Below are 25,370 nucleotides of genomic sequence, written 5' to 3'. Positions count from 1 at the left end.
CAACCTATTCAGGCTTTTGCAACGTCAATCTAAATGCATCTATCCCATGATAATTTGATCTTGCAGCAATTTCTATGGTATATTCTTTTGCCTCAGAAAAAGTAGCATATACTTGATGTGGATTATGATCTGAAGTACTACTAGTCCAGCTCCATGCTATCGTATTGGTATAAATTTTAAAAAATCCATTTCCATTTTCACCTGCCGGATTCGGTGATTTACCGGAGCCTTTAGGATAAACAATCGTACCTGCAGCATTCTTAAATCCATAAAAATTATCTGCATCAGCCATTCGTAACCAACTATCATTATGCTCTGTTGCCGGTTTTTCGTCTGCTAATTTTGCTATAAAAGATTTCCATTGGAATAAATAAGTTCCTGGTACTGTAATATTGACTTTATATGTTAACAAACCTGCTTTTCCAATATTTTCTGTGCCCTTCCAAAACTGAGCTGCACCTTCCCAAACAATATAGCCACTACCCGAATAACCTGCATTCTCTGTTTTCTCTTTCCAATCACCAACTAAAGTTGCTGTTTCTGCTTCTACAAGAATTACTGTGGGAACAAAAGGTTCTTCACACTCACAAGTTTCTTCATTTAAAGTTTTACCCGTTTCACAGACCAAAGTACAAGGAACAACCTCCGCTTCACATTCACATGTATCCTCATTTAATTCAAATCCAGCATCACAAGTCAAGGTACACACTTCAACACTTTCTTCACAATTGCATGTTTCCTCATTCAAAACAAAATCTCCTCGGCATGTTTTAATACATGGTTGCTCCTCAACACCTCCTTCATCAGCAGATGATTCAGAACAACTCGAAAAAACCATTAAAATTATTATTGATGCTATTAAATTGAAAAAATACTTACTAGTTTTCATAAAGTTTAGTTTGTTTTGGTTAGTTTTTATTTATTGAAATTTGATCCAATCCAGATTTAGGACATATTTAGCGTCTGATTCAAAAGTTAGTTTTATATTTTGAACTCCCTTAATCTTTTGGCTTACCGGCACTTCAATTTCTTTCCAGCTATTCCAATTTCCTGTATTTGGAACTTTAATCTTTGCTACTTGTTCTCCTCCAACAAATACATTAATCACGCCTCCTTGTAAACCTGAACTAACTCTAGCGGTTACCGTTTTAGGTTTAGACTTCCCAAAATCAACAGAATTATAAGTAACCCATGCACCATTTTCTACATAATCTAGTTGCCAATTTACCTCAGGTCCTTTTACCCTGCTAACTTTTACTTTATGCGCATCAGAGTAACGATCTATCTGAATAGGCTTTGCAATACTCGTCAGTCCAATTCCTCTTAAGGTTGCTTTTTTCTTCAAAATCATACCTTTCTTGTCAAAAAACAAACTATCTGCCCTCATAGAGCGTAAATGTTGATTGTTTGAAATATCATGATGATGGTAAAAAATATACCACTGCTTTTTATATTCTACAATAGAATGATGGTTTGTCCAGATTCCATCTTTCCAACGCTCCATCACCATCCCTTTATATTCAAAAGGTCCCATTGGATTTTTCCCAACAGCAAAAGCAATTTCTTCCGAACCGGATGCATTATGTGGAAAAGTAAAATAATACATGTTATCTTTTTTGAACACAAATGATCCCTCTTTATACTTTCCTGGCAAATCTTTTACAACCTTTGCTTTTCCTTTGATAGACTTCATGTCATTATTTAATTCTGCAACAAATAAATTATTCCCTCCTCCAAAGTACAAGTAAGCCTTACCATCATCATCAATAAAAACATTAGGATCAATTCCATTAACACCCTCAATATAATTTTTTTCTAAAGTATATGGCCCTTCAGGAGAACTTGCTGTTGCAACTCCCACTCTTCTAAAAGCGCTTTTATCCAAAGGTGGTGCGGGGAAATAATAATAATAAACTCCATCTTTTTCAACACAATCAGGAGCCCACATTCCAAATCCATCTTTTTTTCCCCAAGGAACATCTGTTTGATCGATAATTTTCCCATGATCTTCCCAATTTGTCAAATCTTCTGTAGAAAAAACATTGTATGAAGGCATACAAAAACCATTTTCCCCTTTTCCTTCTTCACAAACAACATCAGTAGAGGGGAAAACATATAGTTTTCCATTAAAAACTCTTGCTGTTGGATCCGCTGTATACATATGTGTAACCAAAGGATTCTGTGCATTTAAAAAGTTCCCTATCGTCATTAAAAGGACTAAAACTGTTTTCATTAATTTCATAATATATCTAATTATCTATTTGTAAAATATGGTATCAACACAACTAAATAAAGTCTTTATAAGACTATACTCTTCTAGAATTAATACAATTCAAAAATACAGTTGAAGCAATTCTCAAAAGAATAATGATGATTTTATGTGGAACACTCATGTCTTATTTCATAAAAAACTCCTTTCAAAAAGAAAGGAGTTTACAAAACTTTTGTCAGCAACAATTACATCGTTGCATCTAAAATTTAATTTTTTCTGGCTTAACCGATCCTGAAAACGGTACTAAATAAAATGTATACTTATATACCCCTTTACCTATTCTATACTCTTTATGAGGTTCGGCTCTCTTCGACCAAGTATCATCTCCACCAACACCCGTCTGAATTAGATCTACTTGAACAGAAGAAGTATTTGTTTCTGTTAACTCCTTGGTAAATTGTGCCTGCTGAAGGTCATATAATTTATAAGGAACAACACTAAAACTCAATAGTCCATCGCCCTTTACTAACAAACCTTTTGAATTCGTATGAATTTTAAACCATCTAGTATCTGTATGATTTCCATACTCACTTGGTTTCACATACCCATAACTCATGTTTTTGATGAGACCAGAATACAAACCAACTTCCGCTCCAAAATTTCTATCAACATAATTTGGCTGAGGACCTCTTCCTAAATAGCTAAGGTTTTGGTATGATGATGAAACATCAAATTGCATCCCAACCCTTGGTGCGTTTGGAGCAGTACTATCAATTACTGATTCATAATCAACTTTTAACTTACCATTCCCCAAAATAGTATATATTAATTTCACCTTCACTTTTGGATTTGCAATTTCACCTTCAACCATTACAACAACTACGCCCTTATTTTTAGAATCTACATTTAAATTCTTCACTTCAAATCGATCCTCAGCATGCATCCAATCTCTTTCTACAGCTAATTTCTTTGAACGACGATAGGCCATATCATTCTCTGTCTCTGCTCTCCAAAAGTTTAACTTCAACGGCGATTTTAATAAATCCATACCATTTGACTTATAACTACTTACATACCCATTAGTCTTATCAATATTTACGATCACAAATTTGTTTTTTACCTCAATCATACCCTCCGTTTCACTAACGCTTAAAGTGGAATTGCTTTTCTGAACAGCTACAGGGGCTACTTTATAATCAAGTTTAAATTGTTCTTGAAAAACAACATATCCCTTCTTTTCCCATAATTGATCTTCCTTAAGCTTTCCATAAATATTGATAAAATACTCACTTCCGTTGCGCAATCTTGGCTGCTTAAATTTTAGCACAAACTTTTCTTTTTCAAAAGGTTTGGCTGAAAGACCTTCTTTCAATATTCCTTTTTTTACAGCTTTACCATTTTCTACTAGTTCCCAAAAAACATCATATTTCGTTAAATCTTGGGCATGATGCCTATTTTCTATTTGAAAACTTCCTGTTTTAGGATCTTCAGAAGTAATAACAACCGGCTGATTTACCTTTTTACATTCAATAATTTCTGGTTTAGGAGTTCTATCTGAAGCAATAATACCATTGATACAAAAACTACCATCATTAGGAGTATCTCCAAAATCTCCTCCATAAGCATAATACGGTACTCCTTTTTCGTCTTTTCTCAGAATTCCTTGATCAATCCAGTCCCAAATGAACCCTCCCAAAGCTCTATCATTCTTGTAAATAACATCCCAGTATTCTTTCATATTCCCAACAGAATTCCCCATGGCATGGGCATATTCGCACATCACAACTGGGCGATTATCAAAACTTGTATCATCTATTAAGCTTTGTAATTCTGCAGGTTGCGGGTACATTCTACTTAGCATGTCTACCCATTTTGGATCGGTAGGATTCCCTTGATCCTGTGTAAAAAAATCTTTTTTATATCTAGGATCTGTTGGATCTCCTTGTGCCCCCTCATAATGAACAAACCTGGTAGGATCAAACTCTTTAATCCATCCGGCCATTGCCGCATGATTAGGCCCTTTCCCTGACTCATTTCCTAAAGACCACATCACCACACTTGGATGATTTTTATCTCTTTCTACCATTCGAATTGCTCTTTCTAAATAAGCAGCTCCCCATTGTGGGTCATTTGTCAAAAGTCCACGTACACCATGTGTTTCTAAATTCGCTTCGTCCATTACATAGATCCCGTATTTATCACATAGATCATAGAAATAAGCATCATTTGGGTAATGAGAAGTTCTAACAGCATTAAAATTGAATTGTTTCAACAACCTAACATCCTCTTCCATATCAGCTCTCGAAACCGTTTTTCCGTTGGTCATATGATGATCATGTCTATTTACTCCAATTAATTTTACGGGATTTCCGTTTACCAAAAATCTCCCTCGATCATCAAAAACCAATTCTCTAAATCCAACTTTCGTACTTGTATATTCAACTGCCTTTCCCTCTTCGTCCGTTAATCTCAAAAGCAACGTGTACAAATAAGGATTGTCAGAAGACCATTTTTTAGGTGATTTAATCTCTGTTTCAATCATCCCAAAATAAACATTATCTCTCTGTGGATACCATTCAGAAAAAAACTTTTTTAACGGCATTTCTGTTGAGGAACCAACATTATTCCCATCTGCATCCAATAATTGTGTAGATAAAACCCATTTATCGACAGTTGTAGCCATAGGTGCTACTCCAAAATGCCCAAGCTTCTTAACATATTTATTTTTAATATTGGCGATAAACTCTGGTCTAATTTGAAGCAACGCATTTTCATAATTCTTATCAAAATCAGTTCGTACATGAAAATCTGAAATCCTTACTTTAGGCACAGCTTTTATATATACCTCTCGTTCAATACCACTCATTCTCCAGTGGTCTTGCGCTTCCATATAGCTTCCATCTGCCCAACGATATACTTTAACCGCTATTTTATTTTCACCTTCTTTCAGATGCTTTGTAACATCAAATTCCGAAGGCAACCTGGTGTCCTCACTATATCCAACAAATTGACCATTTACCCAAACATAATATGCCGAGGAAACACCCGCAAAATGTAAAATCACATCTCTTGTTGACCAAGATTCATCTATCTGAATTGTTTTTATATAGTGTCCAACCGGATTATCATTATGATTGATATACGGATAATCGCTAAAAAATGGGTAGGTTGAATTCGTATAAATCGGTGTTCCATATCCTCTCATCTCCCAGTTAGAAGGAACATCAATAGATTTCCATGAACTAGCATCAAAATCCTCTTTCTGAAATTCATCAGAAGCATCCGCAGGTTTCGCGACCCATGAAAATTTCCAATCTCCATTTAATGATTTAAAAAAACTTGAATTTTCTCGAATATCGGATTTGGCCAATGCTTCTGTTTCATAAGAATAAAATGTTGCATTTGCAGGCAATTTATTAATTTGATTGACATGAGGATTTTCCCAATCGTTTTGTTGACTAAAAGAATTTAGCGCTATAAAACATAGTAGTAAGGAGAGTATATTTTTTTTCATAAAATTAATTGTATTCCGTTTTTATTATTTTTTAGTAAGTATCCACTTTAATCATTAGAACAAATTTGCAGCTTAATTCTCTGTCTCATATGGTCAAATGTTTTTATGAGGGAAACAAATGCTTTATTTATCTAGATTAAAACTGAATCTGCCATATTTGATGGGACTTCTATAGTATTTCCTTATACATTAATAAATATTTAAAATTTCAATTAATGATTTCTGTTTACTACCTTTGAATTCATTATAAATAAATAAAAAATTATATTATGGCTTTTGAATTACCAAAATTACCATACGCATACGATGCGTTAGAACCACATATTGATGCTAGAACTATGGAAATTCACCATAGCAAACACCATCAAGGATACACAAATAATTTAAATAATGCTATTGCTGGATCTGATGCAGAAGGAAAGTCTATTGAAGATATTCTTAACGGATTAGACATGACAAATGGTGCTGTAAGAAATAATGGAGGTGGATTTTACAACCACAGATTATTTTGGGAAGTTCTTTCTCCAAACGGAGGAGGTTTGCCTACTGGAGAATTAGCAGCAGCAATAGATGCAGCTTTTGGTTCTTTTGAAGCATTTAAAGATGCTTTTTCTAAAGCGGCAGCAACTCAATTTGGATCAGGATGGGCTTGGTTATGTGTTGCTAAAGGTGGAGAAGTAAACGTATGTTCTACTCCAAATCAAGACAACCCATTAATGCCGGGTGTAACTTGTGGTAACCAACCAATTTTAGGATTGGATGTTTGGGAGCACGCATACTACTTAAACTACCAAAACAGAAGACCAGATTATATCAATGCATTTTTTAATGTAATCAACTGGGAAGAAGTTTCTAAAAAATATGCAGCTGCAAAATAATTATTGCAACTTATTTTTTTAAAAAAAGGCCGTCATTTTTGACGGCCTTTTTCATTTTAAAAAGAGACCTAACAATGATTAAAAAGTAGGACTCATTTGTAAACCTACCTCAACTATAACTAATTCCAAACCGAGATTAGTTCTTTCACGTCCTTGTACTTTAAAAAGCGCGATGAAGGATTTTTTTTCATCCACTCCATATTTATCCGCAAAAATCTTCAATTGTTTATTCGAGGTAAAATAATCTACCGTGGCCATTGCCCCAATATCATGATCTGAAAAAAACATAAATTGAGAATTACCATTACTTTTATTATACAATTTGGCCACCATTGCATATTCAATATTATTAGTTTTTGTGGATAATTTATAATCTTTATCCTTACCCACATCATGTAAAATAACTCCTCCTTCACCGAAAAGAAGTTGATAGTCTAATATTGCTTGATTAAAATAGTCAATAAGTTTATTTTTATTCTTTAGCGGGCCAACATACACAATATTTTGATGCTTGATATCTCTAAAACCAATTTTAGAAGATAGCTTTATGGTTATCTCTCGATCTCTTTTGGTAAACATTCGCGAAAGATCATTTGCAGAAACCGCTCCCATACCTGTCATATAAGTATAACTAGAGGCCTTAATACTATCCTTAAAAATTGGATTTTTTCTTTTATAGGCATATAACTCCTCTGCAGAGTTTATTCTATAATCTCTATACCAACATGTTTTACCTTCAAAATTCTTCCCTTCTACCCCAAATAAATCACCAACAACCAAAAGAGTTTCTTTCTCACTGTGAAAAAAAGAATCCCACAATACAGTACTTTCCTTATAAAACAGGCGTATTATGATTGTAATAAAAATTATCCCAACAATGGATAATAGCATTAAAACAATCTTATATCGTTTTCTATAATCAACCTCTTTTAATTCATTATTTTTTTTAAAACTTATGTTGTATTGCCCTTTTTTAATCTCTAATCTAAAAGAATCTTGTTTCCCCTCATGCTCATAATAAGCAGTCAATCTCTTTCTAAGGTGATAAATATTAACCCTGATTCTCGATGAATTATTTTCGCTGATAAAGTTGTTCCCAAATAACTCGAGTGCTATAGTGGTCTCCTTTAAGTCTTTTTTATCAAAAGTAGAGTTGGCTAAAAATTCAAGAAGCACAATACTTGCAGGTGCCTTCTTAAAAGAATCACTCTCAATAATTTTTTTTAAGTAATACTTTTGATCAACAATATCCATACAATAAAAAGCTTTAGTTCCTTAAAGTACTATTTAAAACATAAACATTTATAAAAACCAGTTACTATATTTTAACAACTAGCTTATTTAAAATAATAGCACCCTCTTGATACAACGATAAAACATAATTTCCTGATGAAACTAATGGATCTATTTCAATAAAATCATCAACAACTTTTTGATCAAATACAACATTCCCAAGTAAGTCTTGTAATAAAACTCTAGACACAGAAACTCCCCTATAACCAACAACATAAAGCCTTTGCGTAAATGGATTAGGGTATACACTAATCTTTTCCTCCTTTAAAAAAGAAACTCCAGCACTCATTACCTCTTCTTTCGGTTTTATCTGAATACCATTAAATCTAGATTCAACACCACTGTTATCAGCCCGAAAAATCAAATCATAATCTTTACCTTCCTCAATGGTTATCTCATAATTAACAGCATCTATACTTTCTAAACTTATTCCTGTCAGTAAATCTGTTAAAGGGTTCCCCACACCAGCTTCCCTTATCTGTATTTTTAATTCACTCCCCATCAATGTAGGATCATAATGCCAACTATTCACCTCATAAACACCGGCAGACAATCCAGAAACCCTAAGCCCAATTGCTGGCTGTCCGGAAGCGTTTACTGATGAATTCACTGCAAAATCCGATAATAAAATATCATCACTACTATTAGTTGCTGGTTCTTTTCCAAATCCAAACAACATATAATCTACATCTCCAATTGTCACAGATGTATTCTGACTACCTAACATCCCTACATAACCAATTTCAGTTGCGGAGGAAGCTGTATTAATATCTAAAAAATATTCTGTTATTACTTTGTTTATCGACACCCCATTAAATCGCACTCTATTATCAGTATTGTTTTCTCTAGCAACTATCTCATACACTTTTCCTGCTTCAACAACTAACTCAAACACCGCGGGAGCATCTGAATTCTCTACCTCTATCGTTTGCAAAACAACCCCGCCTTCTTCCTGAAGTGTAACAGTAACATCAGCCGGAAAACTATTGTCATAATGATAACTATTGATCTTATACGTACCTTCAGGAAGGTCTTCAATACGAACTCCAATAGTAGCATTAGCAACCTCTGGATTCACAAATGCAAAATCTCTTACCACATCATTCTCTGCTCCCTCTCCTCTATCTTTTACATCTATATTTTCACCAATTATAGTAAATGTTACGCCATTATCAATTATGGTCGCACCGGAAACTCCCACTATAGTTTTAAAAGGACTTAGTGTTGGACTGCTAATTGTATTAATATCAACACCATAATCTATATTGGTATTTATTGGCTCTGGTGTTACCCCTAAATCCGGTGCCTCACCTGAATAAATTTTATTGATATACTCACCAACTATTCTAGTGGTATAATTGGAATAACTCACATAGTCCCCATGAAACCAAAGAACAACGCGATCCTCAGAGTTTTCAATTCCTTTCGGCACAAATGGACGCAAATTATCCTGATCTGAATCTTTTGTAACTTCAGACCAGCTCCAGGTTTCACCTCCATCAGAGGTAATTCCAGAATATATTTCATATCGGCTATCTTCATTTTCTGAAATAGGATTCTTGTTTGAAGAAATAAATATTTCATTAGTATTATATGGATTTGTAATAATAATTCCGGTATAATCGTCTTCACCAACATATAATCCCTTACCTGCATCACATACATAATTATTAATCCATTCCATACCATTCCATTTTGCATAATGATAGGAAATTTCATTAATATTTAATTGTTTCGAATAGGTAACGATTGGATTCCCATCCAAATCATAGTTGATGCTATGAGTCCAAGCTCTTGCTGTAGTTCCATCAGCCCCATAGACATATATTTTATTGACCAAAGAAACCTGAATAGGTACCCCATCTATCACACTTTGCAGAGAGGTAATTAAAGTTCCGTCAGATTGATATACACTCCCTTGCGTACCATCATCATTTGTTTTATAATAACAATGATACAAACTGTTATCTGCTACCCTTGGATGACCATCCGTAAAAAAGAAATCTATCCTATCAATACTATTTGAAGTATATTTCATGTACGGGCGTGTATTTCCATCACCATTTTTGAACAGAATAATATCAATCCCGTCCCTCAAAGCGACACCAGAGGCATCGTATTCCTTCCAGTTTGGATTGAAGTTATTGGTTCTCATAAAATTATATATTTTATTCCCTTCCGCACTCAACTGATAGGCATTATTATAGGTTGCTCCTTTGTTATCCGTATCATTTTTTGTTACCTGTGTGATTTGCTCACCCCAATCTGCTTGTTCCGTTGGCTCTTCTACTAATGAAGTCCGATAGTAATTATTTTTTTCACGAATATGTGGACTATAGAAAGACATAATTTTACCATCCTTCCTCAATAAAAGAGCCGCATTGTTATGATCATCTTTTTGCGTCCAAGTACTCAATATTGTTTCTGAACCAAGATTGGCACCGGTTTTAATATCATTAACACTTAAAGCCACTTTTCCATCCCTTTTTACATAGGACGTATATAATTTGTCATTTTTAAAAACAGCCCTTTCATCGTTAAACCAAGTCCACACACCATCATTTGTAACAATAAAATCAAACCCATTATTTGTATCATGTTGTGCAATTAAGCCTTTAATAAGTACAACGCTAAAAATCAACATCAATTTCACCTCCTTAAATTTCTCCATCTGTTTTAATTTTAATTATTTTTTATTCCCATAAAGCTTATACACTTCTGAACCTGCCGCTAAAAAAGCTCCTATTCCATACACCTCAGTTTCGTCTTTAAATGACCGCTTGGGTCCAGCTCCTATCTGTTGTACATACCCTAACTTACCATCTTGATCAATATAAGAGACAAGTGCATTCCAACCTTTTTTTACATGAGGTTCATAAGTTTTTTCATTTAGCAAACCATTATTAATACCCCATGCTAAACCATAGGTAAAAAAAGCTGTCCCGCTGCTTTCTGGTGATTTGTAATACTTTTGATTCAATAAACTGGTAGCCCAATACCCTTGATCCGTTTGTAATTGAATAATCTTTTTGGCCATTTTTAAATAAAGACGCTTAAAATATTTGTATTCCGAAGACCCTTTTTTATACTCATCCATCAAAAGTGTTAGCCCTCCAAACACCCATCCATTTCCTCTTGACCAAAAAATTTTATTTCCATGATCTAGCCTACCGATAAAACTATTATCTCTATAAAAGAGACATTCATCTTCATCAAACAAATGTTTCCTTGATGCTTTATATTCTCTCATCATAAAATCCGAATACTTCGAATCACCGGTAATCTTACTTGCTTTTGCCCATACAGGAGGAGCCATAAACAAAGCATCGCACCAAGTCCAACGCTCTAAATGTTTATACTTATCCAATGTGATGGGTTGCTCACTTGGATGCTCAAGAATCCAATCCAATCGTTTTAGTGTTGGAATTATCATCTCATCAACATGATGCTTTCTATATAACTCAAAATAAAGCTGTCCTACAATATGATCATCAGCCATATACTTACGCCAATGTAGCTTCCATTTTTGCTTTTCACCGATACTCTTTAAAAAACTCCAATATTTATCATCATTCGACATTTTAGCAAACTTTATCATACCTACATACAACGCTCCATTCGTCCAATCCGCAACGTGATGAGGTTTCGTTTTCCCACTAAAAGTATCTCTAAAATGATCAATTTGCCAATCTGCAACTCTCTCCATATTTTGAATTACAGAAGGTGCAGATATGGGGTGAGACAAATCAACTTGCTGTGCTAAAACAAAATTGAACACTCCCAAAAAAACTAAAAAGAACTCTTTCTTAAGCATGATGTATTTTTTAAAATTAGTCCTACAAAATTATATTAAAACTCCCCTTCGATTAGCAAATCTCAGCCTCTTAACAGTATATGTAACAGTTAAAACCTCAATATTTACAGGAGACACATGAGCTTTTATCTTCATCTATTTTTCTATTTATTTGAATTACTATTACAATTGAAAAGAATATATTAATCGCTTGAAGCGTATAAAAGTTTGTCCTCCTAAAAAAAATAACACACAAGAAAACTATTGAATACAACGCAATCAACATTCATTATTGAACCAAGATTTATTCAAATTAATTACACCAATTTTAGAAGCAACGAGTAATTTAAAAAACAACAAACAGAATTTCTTACATCTTTTCCATTGTTTAAAAATCTTAAATAATTGCACAAAAAAAGGCCGTCAAAAATGACGGCCTTTTTCGATTCTGTTAAATAAAAATAATTATTTAATCAATACTTTCTTGGATACTATACCTTTATTGGTTGAAATTCTGACTATATACACTCCAGTCTGCAACTCTTTAACATTTACCTTTTGACTATAAATCGAAGAACTATACACCGCAACATCAAGTACTTTCACACCAAATAAGTCATAAATAAACATCTCCGAAATATTAATTTCTTTGTTTGAATGAATTAATAACTCATTTTTACTTGGATCATGAAATATAACAAAGCTTTCATCTACATCAACATTTTCAATAGATAATGCTTCCTCTTGACTAAATGTTACATAGAAACGATTCGTATAAGTTCCCTCCGTTAAAACCAAAGAAACTTGACTCTCCAAGCTATAGTAAACATTCAAGAAATCGTCAAACAAAAATGCTTGTTCTAGAATTCCAGCTTTTTCAATCTCCACAAAAGAAAGCACACCTTCTGAATCAACAACAACTTCTAATGGTAATCTCACATCCTTAACAAAACTATTTAAGCCAGCAATAACATAGGTTCCATCTGTCTCACCTTCTTCAGAAAATTTCCAGTAGGCATCTTTTTCATGGATATCGTAAATCCCACTATCATAACCATTATCATAATCGGTGGACAGCCCTTCTTTAAAAACCGCTAGCAATTGTCTCGTCAAAGCAACACCATTCTCATTCGTTTGCTCAAAACCTAACCTAAACGATTGTAATTTATTCTGAACTTTTGAACCTTTAGAAGGAATTCCTTTGAAAAAGATAGAATTGCTTCCATCCTCTATTTGATGCGCTCTCATGCTGTTATTAAAAGTAATTTTCGCCATAGCAGGGACTCCTGACTCATTTGCGTTTACAAAAAATCCTTGACCTACCGGAATATATTGCCCCGGCACATCTCCTGAACTTGTTCCTAAACCTTCAACCCCTGTTGGAGCAACAGCGGCAACACCTCCACCAATGTTTCTCACAGCATATCCACCTTGATAGTTGGATTTATAATGCCCTTCATCTCCTTCAACTGAGGTCTCTCCGTTATGTTCCCAAAAATAGATACTACCATCAATATAAGAATTTGTAATATTATTATAGGTAATAAAGGCATCCGCATCCAAAGCCGACGGGTAGGGATTCCCTAACAAGAACACATCTCCATTTTCCACATCAATTTCGTAATCACCATTATTAACCTCTCCAACAAAGGTATAATTTTGAATAGCACCTGGCCCTTTCATCGTATACCCTTCTCCTATTTTTAAACTTCCGGACTCCCCTATTTGGCTCCAAGTGTTATCGTATTTATATATCCAGTTCCTAGAGATTGTAATTGGCGTGGTAGTATTATCACCATTATTATCAGATGTAAAAGTAATATCAGGCGGTGTCGAGGTAGCTGATGTAGGAGAGCTACCGTCCTTCACAACCGCACTAACAGAATAGGCCGATGCTGAACTTGAAACCGGTGAAGACCAATAATTAAACCTAAACTTACTATTATTATTTCCTTGTTGATCGATATAATAAACCCCTGAACCCGAATTTGCATCTACACCTGAATGGGCTTGAATTAACTGAGAAGTTCCCATCATTCGAATTTCACCATTATTTTCTATAGCTTCTGTAACTTGTAGACTTACCCCTGAGGCAACCGTAAGAACACCACCAGACTCTACCTCTATCTCACTTACATGAGCATTTTCAGACAGCGGTAAACTTCCAGTTGCTGTATTTTTAACTAACAACTTATAGCAATCATCGCTTTCACTAGGAACATTATCAACTCCGGTTCCATTATAAAACTGCGTACCATCTACAACTATTTTATCTACATATTCAATGGTAAAATAATCACCATCGTCAAAAGACACATCAGAGGCTTGATACAAATCGCCTGTTGTATTTGTCAATGTATATATGGTTGGCGATAATATATCACTATCATTATCTACAACAAATCGGATATCTGAGCATGCCGGTTTAGAGCTGATATCAATACCTGTAAGATCAACCTCAACCGTTACCGTACCTATATCGTTCTGCTTGGTTACTCTCCAGTTAGAACTAATTCTTGATTGGTACGTAGCATTGTCAGCGAACGAATAATCCGAAGTGTTATCCCTCCCCCAAAATAGGTAATCATTTACATCAACTGAATTTGGATTGTACATTCGTATGATTCCATTTCCTCTAGAATCAACATGAAACGATCCATCAGCAGCCCTACCAATACCAGCTACATTATGATCGAAATCCCCATTACCTGAATCATCTTGATCATAAATATCGTTTGAAATGGCAATATTATATTTAGCTGACAAATAGTTCGAAACGATAATCTGCTGAGCATCATTTAAAAACACATTGTAGAGGATCAACTCTGGATGATCACCTGTATGTGCCTGACTATCCACATAGCCTCCATCAACAGAATCCTGCTCGCCACCAAGAGACAAACTTCCACCATCTGTGATTGATGTACCGGTAGCATGAGTTCCTGTAAAAGACTCTATTCCGTCCTTCCAAATAGACACAGTTCCGTCTGAACTTTGCCAACTTGTGTTAATAATATGCCAATTATTATCATTAGCACTTACACCTGTATTTATTTCTGGACCTCCTATGTATAAACTCAAGGAATTACTATTAAAAAGTAAAAAATCATTGTCTGCACTTGAACTGGCATAAGAAAATTGCGCATCCCCAGACTCTCCGTTATTCACATTTACAAAAATAGCAGTTGCTGCTACATCAGCAAACCCAGAAAAACTAGCATTTCGAATCCTATTGTTAGATTTATTAAATCTAGCTGTGGGATAACCGTTTACAATTGATGTTTTATAAATTGGAGAAAAAGTACTTGATTCACTAAACGTATTAGAATTACCGGACACATCGGGCCAAGATAATAAATCATTATCATCAGAATAAGCAGATATTTCATTCGCGTCTAACCAAAGAATATTTGTACTGCTATCCCCAACACCACCAGGACCCGTATATCCAAATGAATCATCATCTGAAATGGTATAAGTATAAACTGTATTTGTTCCAAGATCAGCACTGGAAGCACCTGTAAGTGTTAGGACAACCGTTTCACTAAACTCCACTTCAGCATCATCAACAATTGTAGCTATAATATTTGCCGTAGTTTCTCCTGCCAAATCTGTAACGGTTCCCGCATCCAATAAATAGTCCGTACCGCTAGTTGAGCTACCTGAAACCGTGTAAGTTGCAGAAGCATCCAACCCAGACACAAAATCTAACCCCACTTCAAAATTCACGGAAGTAACCGATTCCAATCCAGATGAAAAAGAACTTGTAAATCCGATCTCAGGATTATTATCATTATCATTTATCGTATAGGTATAACTTGTAAACCCCGTTCCAGCATATGGCAAAATATTATCCAAGTTAGCGTTTGTAGGGTTAGACAACTCTATCAAGATAGTTTCATCTATTTCGTTAAGAGTATCATCATTTATTGTAATATCAAAAGATGTTGTTGTTGTTCCAATAGCAAAAGTTGCCGTACCAGAACCCAATGAAAAATCTTCGCCAGAAGCAATTGCTGTTCCTCCTGTTGCCGAATAATCTACAGTCGTAAGATTAGACATATCAGCTTCATTTAAAGTCAAATTAACTGTAACCGTTGTCATCGATTCATCCCCCGAATCAGATGCTATATTAAAATACACTTTTCTTGCAATATCATTATCTAAAACACTGTAAGTGTGTACTGAATTCGCTCCTAAACTCAATCCTGCTATTGGATTACTCAAGGTAGAAATAATAGTTTCAGTTCCCTCAGCATCCATATCATCAACCACATCAATACTATAATTTACACTTGTGGTACCGGCAGTAATTGTAAGCTCAACATTAGTACTTGAAATATAATCTCCGGAAGCGATAGCAGTACCATTGGAAGTAGTAAATTCAACAGTTTTATCTGTAAGTGGAATAAAATTTAAAAGTACTTCAATAGATGGATCAATATTTTCACCCCCCGAGGAAGACACTGAACTATGCTGAATTACAGGGTTAACAGCGGCAATGGACACATAGTCTCCATCATTGAATTCTATCCCTGACGTGCTGTATGTTTCTCCCGAAACCAAACTCATTTCATATACACTTGCTCCAGAACTAAAATCTCCATCAGCATCTACCATTAATGCGTATAAAGTATGTCCTCCTGGTAGAGTTGGTATGTATGATGCATCCACAGAAAATTCTATAGTTCCAACATCTCCCGTTTCATCCAATCTCCATTCTCTGGTCAAACGTTGAATATCAACACCACTATCTGGTGCTTCTACTGTAGTCCAGGTTACTCCTCCATTATCATGACCGAACATCAAATATTCATTATCAAGATTCAAACCACTTGCATTTGAAATATTTAAAATACCATCTGACGTAGCATTCGTATGCATATTTGAAATATTTTCTCTACCAATACCTGCCAAATCATGACCATATTGAGATTCATAAGAATAATAATCGTTAGAAATAGATAAGGCATATTTTGCAGCTAAATAATTACTCACAATTATTTGCTGAGCTTCATTCAAATAATTATTAAATATCAAAACCTCAGCAAAATCCCCAAAATGAGCCTGTGACGCATCATAACTCCCATCCACCGTATCTTGCTCCCCAGCTATTGCCAACGAACCACCCGAAGTAATATTTGACCCTGAAGCTATGGTACCTGTATAATCCTTAGATCCATCCTTCCAAATCTCAGCAGCTCCTCCTGAATTTTGCCAACTAGCATTGGTAATATGCCAATTATTATCATTAAAACTAATCCCTGAAACAACTTCTGTATTTCGATATAATCTAAGGTTATTACTTGCGAAAAGCAAAAAGTTATTATTACTTGCAGATGAAGCATAAGAAAGAACTCCATCATTACTTTCGGAGTTTTTATTTACATAAATAGCTGTTATTGCAGAAGTTGGAAAATCAGCGAAACTCGTCCTTCTCAACCTCCCATTTGCCTTCTCAAAGCGCACTACTGGAAACCCATTTATAATTCCTGTTTTATAAACAGGTGTAAAACTGGAATTTGGTTGACTTACATCATTTCCATTTCCAGAAACATCCGACCAAGAAGAAATATTATCACCATCCGAAAGAGAAGATAAATCCTCTGACTTCAACCATAAAACGTTTGAACTAGAACTCCCCACTCCACCAGGTCCAGTTTGGGTTAATCCTTTTAATGACAACAAAAAAAGAAAAATAAATATTTTATGGGGTAAATAACTCATCGTTAGTCTAAAGTGCAAATTTACTTAGAATAAACCAAATAAAATATTTATTGTATTTTATTCAAGTAATACTTTCTTGGATACTATACCTTTATTGGTTTCTATTTGAATAATATAAACACCTGGTATAACCCCTCCTACAGGTAAAACATGATCTGAAGTATCGATGCTTTCAGGTAAATAATTTAACAATAATTCCCCTACTGAATTATATAATTTAAGCCTCGAAATAGATAAATTATTGTCAGTTTTTATATGCAAATCACCTTCTGAATTCTGATAGATCAAAACTGATTCTGATGTTACCACATCACCAACACTCAATGAATTATCTTCTTTAAAGGTAACATAAAATCGATTACTATAGGTACCGGCATCTAAAACTATAGAAACCTCATTAGTCAAGCCATAATAGATATCCAATAACTTATCATACAGGTACGCTCTATCCGAAACTCCCGTTTTCTCCAATTCAACAAAAGACACAATACCTTGAGCATTCATAATAACCTCTAAAGGTATCTCTACAGCAACATTATATGTATCTAATCCAGCAATCACGTAAGCCCCTTTGGTCTCTTCTGGTTCAGAAAATTTCCAATAAGCATCTTTTGAGTGAATATCGTAGATACCACTATCATAACCATTATCATACTCAGTAGATAAGCCTTCTTTAAACACAGCCAATAATTGACGGGTAAGTGGAGTTCCGATATCGTTGGTTTGCTCAAAACCTAACCTAAAAGATGATAAAATGTTTGCTTCTGAAGATTTCTTAGATGCATTTCCTTTAAAAAACACTGAGTTACTCCCATCCTCTACCTGAAAAGCTCTCATCGAATTATTCATTACCACTGTCGCCGAACCGGGTACACCAGATTCATTTGCGTTTACGAAAAAACCTTGCCCCACTGCAATGTATTGCCCCGGTACATCACCCGAACTACTGCCCAAACCACCTATACCTGATGGAGCAACTGCTGCAACACCGCCTCCAATATTCCTAACTGCATACCCTCCTTGATAATTGGATTTATAGTGACCTTCATTTCCCTCAGCGGAGACCTCTCCATTATGTTCCCAGAAATAGATACTACCATCAATATTTGGATTTGTAATGCTATTATAAGTAATAAAGGCATCTGCATCTAATGCCGATGGATACGGGTTTCCTAAGAGAAAAACATCACCATTTGACACTGCAAAACTATACTCACCATCATTAGGTGAACCTACAAAAGTATAATTTTGAATCGCTCCAGGACCTTTCATCGTATAACCTTCTCCTACATTTAAAGTTCCACTACTGCCGGCATGGCTCCAACTATTATTAAACTTATACAACCAATAATTAGGAACCGTAATAGGACTTGTAGTATGATCACCATCATAACCAGAAGAAAAATTAATTGAAGGTGGAGTTGAACTAGCCGAAGTTACTGTAGTACCATCTTTCATAACTGCCTCAACGGTATATGTTCCACTTCCAGAAGAAACAGGTGACGACCAATAATTATATCGATACTTACTCGGATTTGTTCCTTGCTGATCCATGTACAAACTTCCTACCCCCGAATTAGCACCAAGACCTGTATGGGTTTGAACCAACTGAGAAGTACCAATCATTCGAATATCTCCATTGTTTTCAATTCCATCAGTTACTTGTAATCTAATGCCAGAATTCACTACCAGCTTACCACCACTTTCTACCTCTACTTCCCTTACATGAGCATTTTCAGACAGCGGTAAACTTCCAGTTGCTGTATTTTTAACTAACAACTTATAGCAATCATCACTTTCACTAGGAACATTATCAAATCCGGTTCCATTATAAAACTGCGTTGCATCAACCACAATTTTCTCTTTGTATTGTAGTGTAAAATAATAGTTATTTCTAATATTGATATTTTCTATTCTATAAAGCCCTGCTCCAATACCAGTAAGAGAATATGTTCTCCAAGGACTTGAGAAATCACTATTATCATCAATTATTAATTCGATATTCTCACATGATGGCAACCTTGAAAGATCCACTCCTGAAAGATCAAATGTTACATCTATTCTTCCTGGATTATTTCTTCTACTAGCTCTAAACGTCGTATTTAAACGCTCTAAATAAACACTTTCATCAGTTTCAAAAGCGATATCTAATTGATTATTTCTACCCCAAAATAAAAACTCATCATTGCCTAAGCCTCGTGGATTATTGATCCTTACAATTCCTGTTCCCTGCGAATCGGTATGTTTAGAACCATCTGTCGCCTGACCGATACCTGCCACATCATAATCGAAATCTCCATTTGCTGAATTATCTTCATCATAAAAATCATTTGAAGATAACGTTCCATCGAATTTTGCTTGTAGATAATTTTCAATAATAATTTTTTGTGCCAAATTGATGTTTTTTGAAAAATAAATAACCTCACCGTAATCCCCTATCGTATATTTATTTTCTGTAATTCTTTTCCCTATACCTATGAGATCAAAATCAAAAGATTCTGTAGAGGAAACACTCGTTCCTGCAACACCATCCAATCGAATCGTATTTTCCACACCATCATATTCAGAATTCATAATTTTAACATCATCTCCAGCTAATCCATTAGTTACAACAGACATCACTCCATTCCTATGAGATTCAATATCATCAGTTCCATCATTTCTATTTAAGAACACCACATGATCGGTAGTATTCCAATCTAATAGCCCACTCTTTGAACCAGATAATATACCTGCCCATGTAGCACTATACCCCGTAATCTTACCCGTAAAAAAAGCGGATGCCGTTGTTCCTGTATTACTAGTTACAGCACTTTGAAAATAATCATTTCCATCTAAAGAAATTACCCCATTACCATTAATCGCAGCCGTATAAGTAGGATCTCCGCCGATCAAAGAAACGTCATTTCCGTTTCCACTTTCATCCAACCATGCAGTCACTACATCACTTCCATCACTTGTTACGTTAGAATCTCCGCGTAACCATAACTCAAGTGCTGTACTACCATCTGTATTTCCAACACCTCCTGGCCCCAAATATCCAATAACATCAGATGATTCGGTTCCTCCAAGTAAAAATTCTTGATTGACTCCGGTATTTCCAGTTTCAGTTAGGGTATTATTACTAACATTAAGCGTTGATGACAATAAACTCCATGAAGTTGATGTATTATCAGTTCTATTATACATTTCAACATTCGGTTCAGCTGCCGCTGCAATAGCATATAGACCATAATCATAAACCGTAGTATAGGTTGCTGAAGCATCCCCCGCAAGAAACACTCCATAGTAGATATCATTGCCCCCTAAACTATTGGAAATCCCCGAAACAGAATTGGGAGTTTCATCTACTCTATAAATATGCACTCCATCAGGTGTACCAGATATTGTATTAATTTCAATATCTCCTTTATTTACCGAACTTAAAACTAACTGTTCACCAGACCAACTCCCTGTATACAAAAAACTAGAGGCGTCACCTATTGGTGCTCCAGAAGTAACCCAATCAGAAGCCGAATCCATATTCGTTAAAGTTCCATCAACATTATTAGAAGTTTCATCCGTTGCGGTGGTACCTGAATTATCATTAAATTTCCAATATCCTTCTAAGCCTGTTTCAGAACCCGTTAATTTTTGACACATATAGGTTTTCAATTCTGTCTCTGACCTTGTTGTAGACCAAATCCGAACCTCATCAATTTTCCCTTTAAAATAATTATCTACACGACCAATCCAACGTACAGGATCAATAGGGGAACCTGAAGCACCCGTTTTGGTTGTTACTAATACTCCATTAACATAGATTTTTATCTCAGAACCTTGATAAGTCATTGCAACATGATTCCATTGATCAAGAGTAAGGGTATTAGAATCTGTATTTCCTGATTGCCAAGAGGAACCATTACCGAACCCGAAATGTACCCTTGTATTATTAAGAACCCACATTCCAGGAGCCCTATTTGATGTAGCACCTGCTTGATTTCCTATAAAACCGTTCCAAGAAGAATTTCCTTGATCTACAGGATAAATCCAAGTTTCTAAAGTAAAATTAGCCCCTAATGCAATTCCAGTACTTCCTAAATCCACATAATTAACAGCCCCATCAAAATCCAAAGAACTCTCTGAACCTTGCGAAAAAACAGTTGTTATTGAGAAAACAACCATACATGCTATTTTGTAAAAAATATTTTTCATTATTTATGTGGATAATTTAAATGTAGCAATTTTACCAGAATTCTTACAAAAAGAGATAAAATTATAAACGAATGTTAAAAAAGAAGTATATATAAGACTAAGAACAGAAGTCTTTTATCTAATTATCAATATTTTTTTAGAAACCAAGCCAACACTAGTCTCTAACTGCACAATATGCACACCTGGTTGTAAACTTTGTATATTAATATTGTGTTCTGTAGTTCCATTTTCAAATTCAACCACTGAATAATGTAGATTTCCATAAACATCAAATATTTTCATCTGTAACAATTCAACAGAACTATTACTGTTGATTACCAATTGTTCTTCGGAATTATTAACATATACTAGTAATCTATCTTTTAAAGTTATTTCATCATCAACATCAAGCGTAGTATCTTCTTTAAAAGTCAAATAAAATCTATTAGAGTGCACCCCTTTCTCTAGCAACAAAGAAATTTTGTTTCCATTCAAACCATAATATATATCGTTCACCTTATCATGTAAATAAACTTTATGATTGATCGCATACTTTTCTAGCACCTCAAACGATACAACAGCCTGTTTATCCATTGACACTTCTATTGCTAGTTCTTTATCTACAGAAAATTCACTTCTACCAGTAATCACATATTTATCTGTGCCATTCGTTACCCAATAGGCGTCATTTTTCTGCGTATCATACAAACTACTATCATAACCATTATCATAATCTTCTGTAAGTCCTTCTTTAAAAACAGCCAACAACTGACGTCTTAACAAAACCCCATCTTCATTCTCTTGATCAAAACCTAATCTCACTGATGGCAATCTATGATCCTTCTCATCCGTTTGATTTTTTTTCTTTTTTCCATTTTTAAAGAATACAGACTCAGAACCCTCTTCTTTAAATGCACGCATGGAATTATTAAAAACAACCTCTCCATCCTTCAAGGCATTTACAAAGAAACCTTGACCGACTGCTATATATTGACCTGGTTCAACTCCAGAACCATTCCCTATTCCGTTGACTCCTGGTGGGGCAACCGCAGCAACACCACCTCCTTTATTCCGAATCGCATAGCCACCTTGGTAATTAGACTTATAATGTCCTTCATTCCCATTAGTGGAAACCTCTCCATTATGCTCCCAGAAATAAATACTACCATCAATAACTCCATTAGTCTCATTATTTAGCGCAAGAAAAGCATCTGCATCTATGGCAGATGGGTAAGGATTTCCAACTAAAGTAGAATTATCTTTAGTAACATTAATTTTGTATTCTCCATCATTTGGCACCCCAACAAAGGTGTACCTCTGAATTGCCCCAGGGCCTTTCATGGAATACCCTAGACCTGGATCAATTTCTCCATTGACCCCTAATTGAGCCCAACTTGCATTAAACTGATAAATCCAATAGCTAGATATCGTAATTGGACTTGTAGTTGCATCTCCATCGTATCCATTAGTAAAATTAACTGAAGACGGCTGTGTACCCTTAGAGGTCGGAGTTGACCCATCTTTTAAAACAGCACCCACACTATATTTAGAATTTCCAACTGGAACTACAGGAGACGACCAGTAATTATATCTATATTTACTCGCGTTTGTCCCTTGTTGATCTATATATAAAACCCCCGAATTACCTGAGTTTTTAGTTGTTCCTGAATGAATTTGTAGCAACTGAGAAGTACCCATCAATCTGATTTCTCCACTATTGTCAATCCCCTCTGCTACCTGCAATCTTGTTCCTGTTGAAACTACTAATTTCCCTCCAGACTCAATTTCAACCTCTCTTACATCTGCATTTTCACTAATTGTTAAATCCCCAGTTGCTGAGCTTTTCACTAATAACTTGTAACAATCATCTGTTATATCAGGAACACCACTAGCACCTGACCCATTGTAAAATTGCACCCCATCAACTACAATTAAATCATGATATTCTAGTGTAAAATAATCTCCATCGTTAAAAACCACATCAGAAGCCGTATAAACACCCCCCATCAAAGATAAATCATAGCTGGTTTTATTTGAAAAATCAGAAGAATTACTCACTATTAATTTAGGATTATTACATCCTTCTGATGCGTTAAAGACTATATCCGAAGCATTGACAGAAAAAGAAACCGTACCAACGGATCCACTTTTAGAAACACGCCAATTTGTATTCAAACGGGACAAATAATTGGTTGCAACTGAAGCTTCTAAAAACTCATAAGTAGCATTTATCTGATCTTCTCCCCAAAACAAAAAACTATTGGAACTAAGTGATGACGGGGTATTAATCCTCACGATACCTGTTCCCTGAGAATCCGTGTGCTGACTGTTATCTGAAGCTTTTCCTATTCCAGCAACATGATAATCAAAATCACCATTCCCACTATCATCTTGTGTATAAAAATCGTTTGCTACAAGTGAAATTCCATATTTTGCAGCCAAATAATTTTGAACAATAATTCTTTCCGCCAAATTTAAAGTTTCGTCAAAAGCAATTATCTCAGCTATTTCACCCGTAAAACTTCTTCCAGCATAATATCCACCCACATACAAATTACTTGAGTAAGAAGTTGGTCTGTCTTGCTGAATAATATGAAGAGAATTATTATGAGTTCCCGCATTGTTTGTGGATCCATTTACATAAGAACCTCCTGAAGTACCAGACCATGTATCATTATTTACACCATCGCCTCCTCCAGCATATTGCCATACATTATCAGTTGCACTTGGTCTTCTAATACCTTTATCCCCCTCAAACCCAATCAAACCACTAAAATTAGTTCTTTGACTAGGTATATTTACTGCAATTAGCGTTTGAGCCTCTACAGCGCTAGAAGTCACAAAATCCCGATCTAATGCCACAGCATTTAAAACTGGGTTTCCATTCACCAAACTGGAAGCATCTGCTTCATAGGTAGCTGAACCTGAATTTGATATTGTTTTACCATTCCCTGAATTATCCAACCACGTAGCAATTGTATTCCCATCATTAGGAGAAATATCACCACTCGCTCTAAGCATCGTTGGTAAATACCAAGCTGACAAATTTGAGACACCATCAGTATTCCCTACCCCCCCAGGTCCTAAATATCCTGACGTAGTATTTGGTGCTGAAGTTCCAGTTACTTGAATATTATCCAAAGCCCACCACCAGTCCCAATCTCCTGTATAAGTAAATCTAATCTTTGCGTTTGAACTATTTCCGACCTCCGTTGTGATATCTATAACTACATTTGAAGCCCCATTAAAATTGTCACCAGAATTTGTTGTATAATTTGCTACAGTTGTCCATACAGAACCATTATACACCTCAACAGTACAAGATTCCGGTGATCTATAATCACGATACTGATAATCATACACTAAGGTAACTGCATCAAAATTTGAAGTATTAAAACTAGAAGTTTCTAAGGTAGCATTTTGAGAATTATTTCTACCGTAATGATCACTATCTAGAATAGCATAATTTCCATTAAAATTTCCAGCGGAAATATTTCTATTCCCTGGATCATCAAAACTCCATACATCACCCGCGGGACTACTACCATTATCAATATTGGACCATCCTGAAGGTAACCCTCCTGAAAAATCCTCATTAATAAGAATTGTTTGCCCATATTGTTGGTTTATAAAAACCAAACAAAAAATCACCGATATGTATGTAAATTTCTTCATCACAACTACTTAGCAATTATAAAAGTAGTAATCAGAACACAAAACTTACAAAATACACCTCATCCCTAAACAATAGTTAACACATTAAGCAACAGTACGTTAAGT

At 35.1% G+C, this 25,370-nt stretch carries 10 protein-coding genes; 1 reads left to right on the top strand and 9 read right to left on the bottom strand.

All coding sequences use genetic code 11. The features are described from left to right. Window positions 1–4: 4 nt before the first annotated feature. From AC2DGP_RS11420 to lacZ, 3 genes are all read right to left on the bottom strand, one after another. Window positions 5–889 carry a carbohydrate-binding protein gene (locus AC2DGP_RS11420; RefSeq protein WP_484490194.1) on the bottom strand — a complete coding sequence of 295 codons (885 nt, stop codon included), beginning with the start codon at window positions 887–889 and terminating at the stop codon, window positions 5–7. A gap of 30 nt (window positions 890–919) precedes the next feature. Then, the gene (locus tag AC2DGP_RS11415; RefSeq protein WP_484490193.1) at window positions 920–2,242 is read right to left on the bottom strand and encodes a family 43 glycosylhydrolase; all 1,323 of its coding nucleotides are present in this window, start codon (window positions 2,240–2,242) and stop codon (window positions 920–922) included. Window positions 2,243–2,471: 229 nt separating this feature from the next. Continuing rightward, a complete protein-coding gene (lacZ, locus tag AC2DGP_RS11410; protein ID WP_484490192.1) occupies window positions 2,472–5,726 on the bottom strand; it encodes a beta-galactosidase, LacZ type in 3,255 nt (1,084 codons plus the stop codon). A 269-nt stretch (window positions 5,727–5,995) separates the two neighbouring features. Between lacZ and AC2DGP_RS11405 the strand changes: the two genes are divergently transcribed. Further along, the gene (locus tag AC2DGP_RS11405; protein ID WP_484490191.1) at window positions 5,996–6,604 is read left to right on the top strand and encodes a superoxide dismutase; all 609 of its coding nucleotides are present in this window, start codon (window positions 5,996–5,998) and stop codon (window positions 6,602–6,604) included. Window positions 6,605–6,682: 78 nt separating this feature from the next. On the opposite strand, the gene AC2DGP_RS11400 is transcribed toward AC2DGP_RS11405, so the two are convergent. From AC2DGP_RS11400 to AC2DGP_RS11375, 6 genes are all read right to left on the bottom strand, one after another. Then, window positions 6,683–7,858 carry a hypothetical protein gene (locus tag AC2DGP_RS11400; protein ID WP_484490190.1) on the bottom strand — a complete coding sequence of 392 codons (1,176 nt, stop codon included), beginning with the start codon at window positions 7,856–7,858 and terminating at the stop codon, window positions 6,683–6,685. 64 nt (window positions 7,859–7,922) lie between these two features. After that, a complete protein-coding gene (locus tag AC2DGP_RS11395; RefSeq protein WP_484490189.1) occupies window positions 7,923–10,568 on the bottom strand; it encodes a BNR-4 repeat-containing protein in 2,646 nt (881 codons plus the stop codon). A gap of 15 nt (window positions 10,569–10,583) precedes the next feature. Further along, on the bottom strand, window positions 10,584–11,711 hold the full coding sequence (locus tag AC2DGP_RS11390; RefSeq protein WP_484490188.1) for a glycoside hydrolase family 88/105 protein: 1,128 nt from the start codon (window positions 11,709–11,711) through the stop codon (window positions 10,584–10,586). A 444-nt stretch (window positions 11,712–12,155) separates the two neighbouring features. Continuing rightward, a complete protein-coding gene (locus tag AC2DGP_RS11385) occupies window positions 12,156–17,417 on the bottom strand; it encodes a Calx-beta domain-containing protein (RefSeq protein ID WP_484490187.1) in 5,262 nt (1,753 codons plus the stop codon). Between the two features lie 57 nt (window positions 17,418–17,474). Further along, window positions 17,475–21,611, bottom strand: coding sequence for a LamG-like jellyroll fold domain-containing protein (locus tag AC2DGP_RS11380; RefSeq protein WP_484490186.1), 4,137 nt, complete (start codon window positions 21,609–21,611; stop codon window positions 17,475–17,477). Between the two features lie 114 nt (window positions 21,612–21,725). Continuing rightward, the gene (locus AC2DGP_RS11375; protein ID WP_484490185.1) at window positions 21,726–25,265 is read right to left on the bottom strand and encodes a DUF8202 domain-containing protein; all 3,540 of its coding nucleotides are present in this window, start codon (window positions 25,263–25,265) and stop codon (window positions 21,726–21,728) included. Between the last annotated feature and the right edge of the window lie 105 nt (window positions 25,266–25,370).

This window comes from Flavicella sp. IMCC45537, from assembly GCF_057197705.1.
Note: the sequence above shows the minus strand (reverse complement) of the source record. Positions and strands in the feature narration are given on the sequence as shown.

Excerpts from the sequence above, each read along its gene's own strand:
- AC2DGP_RS11420 (WP_484490194.1), bottom strand. The coding sequence starts at position 889 with ATGAAAACTAGTAAGTATTTTTTCAATTTAATAGCATCAATAATAATT.
- AC2DGP_RS11415 (WP_484490193.1), bottom strand. The coding sequence starts at position 2,242 with ATGAAATTAATGAAAACAGTTTTAGTCCTTTTAATGACGATAGGGAAC.
- lacZ (WP_484490192.1), bottom strand. The coding sequence starts at position 5,726 with ATGAAAAAAAATATACTCTCCTTACTACTATGTTTTATAGCGCTAAAT.
- AC2DGP_RS11405 (WP_484490191.1), top strand. The coding sequence starts at position 5,996 with ATGGCTTTTGAATTACCAAAATTACCATACGCATACGATGCGTTAGAA.
- AC2DGP_RS11400 (WP_484490190.1), bottom strand. The coding sequence starts at position 7,858 with ATGGATATTGTTGATCAAAAGTATTACTTAAAAAAAATTATTGAGAGT.
- AC2DGP_RS11395 (WP_484490189.1), bottom strand. The coding sequence starts at position 10,568 with ATGGAGAAATTTAAGGAGGTGAAATTGATGTTGATTTTTAGCGTTGTA.
- AC2DGP_RS11390 (WP_484490188.1), bottom strand. The coding sequence starts at position 11,711 with ATGCTTAAGAAAGAGTTCTTTTTAGTTTTTTTGGGAGTGTTCAATTTT.
- AC2DGP_RS11385 (WP_484490187.1), bottom strand. The coding sequence starts at position 17,417 with ATGAGTTATTTACCCCATAAAATATTTATTTTTCTTTTTTTGTTGTCA.
- AC2DGP_RS11380 (WP_484490186.1), bottom strand. The coding sequence starts at position 21,611 with ATGAAAAATATTTTTTACAAAATAGCATGTATGGTTGTTTTCTCAATA.
- AC2DGP_RS11375 (WP_484490185.1), bottom strand. The coding sequence starts at position 25,265 with ATGAAGAAATTTACATACATATCGGTGATTTTTTGTTTGGTTTTTATA.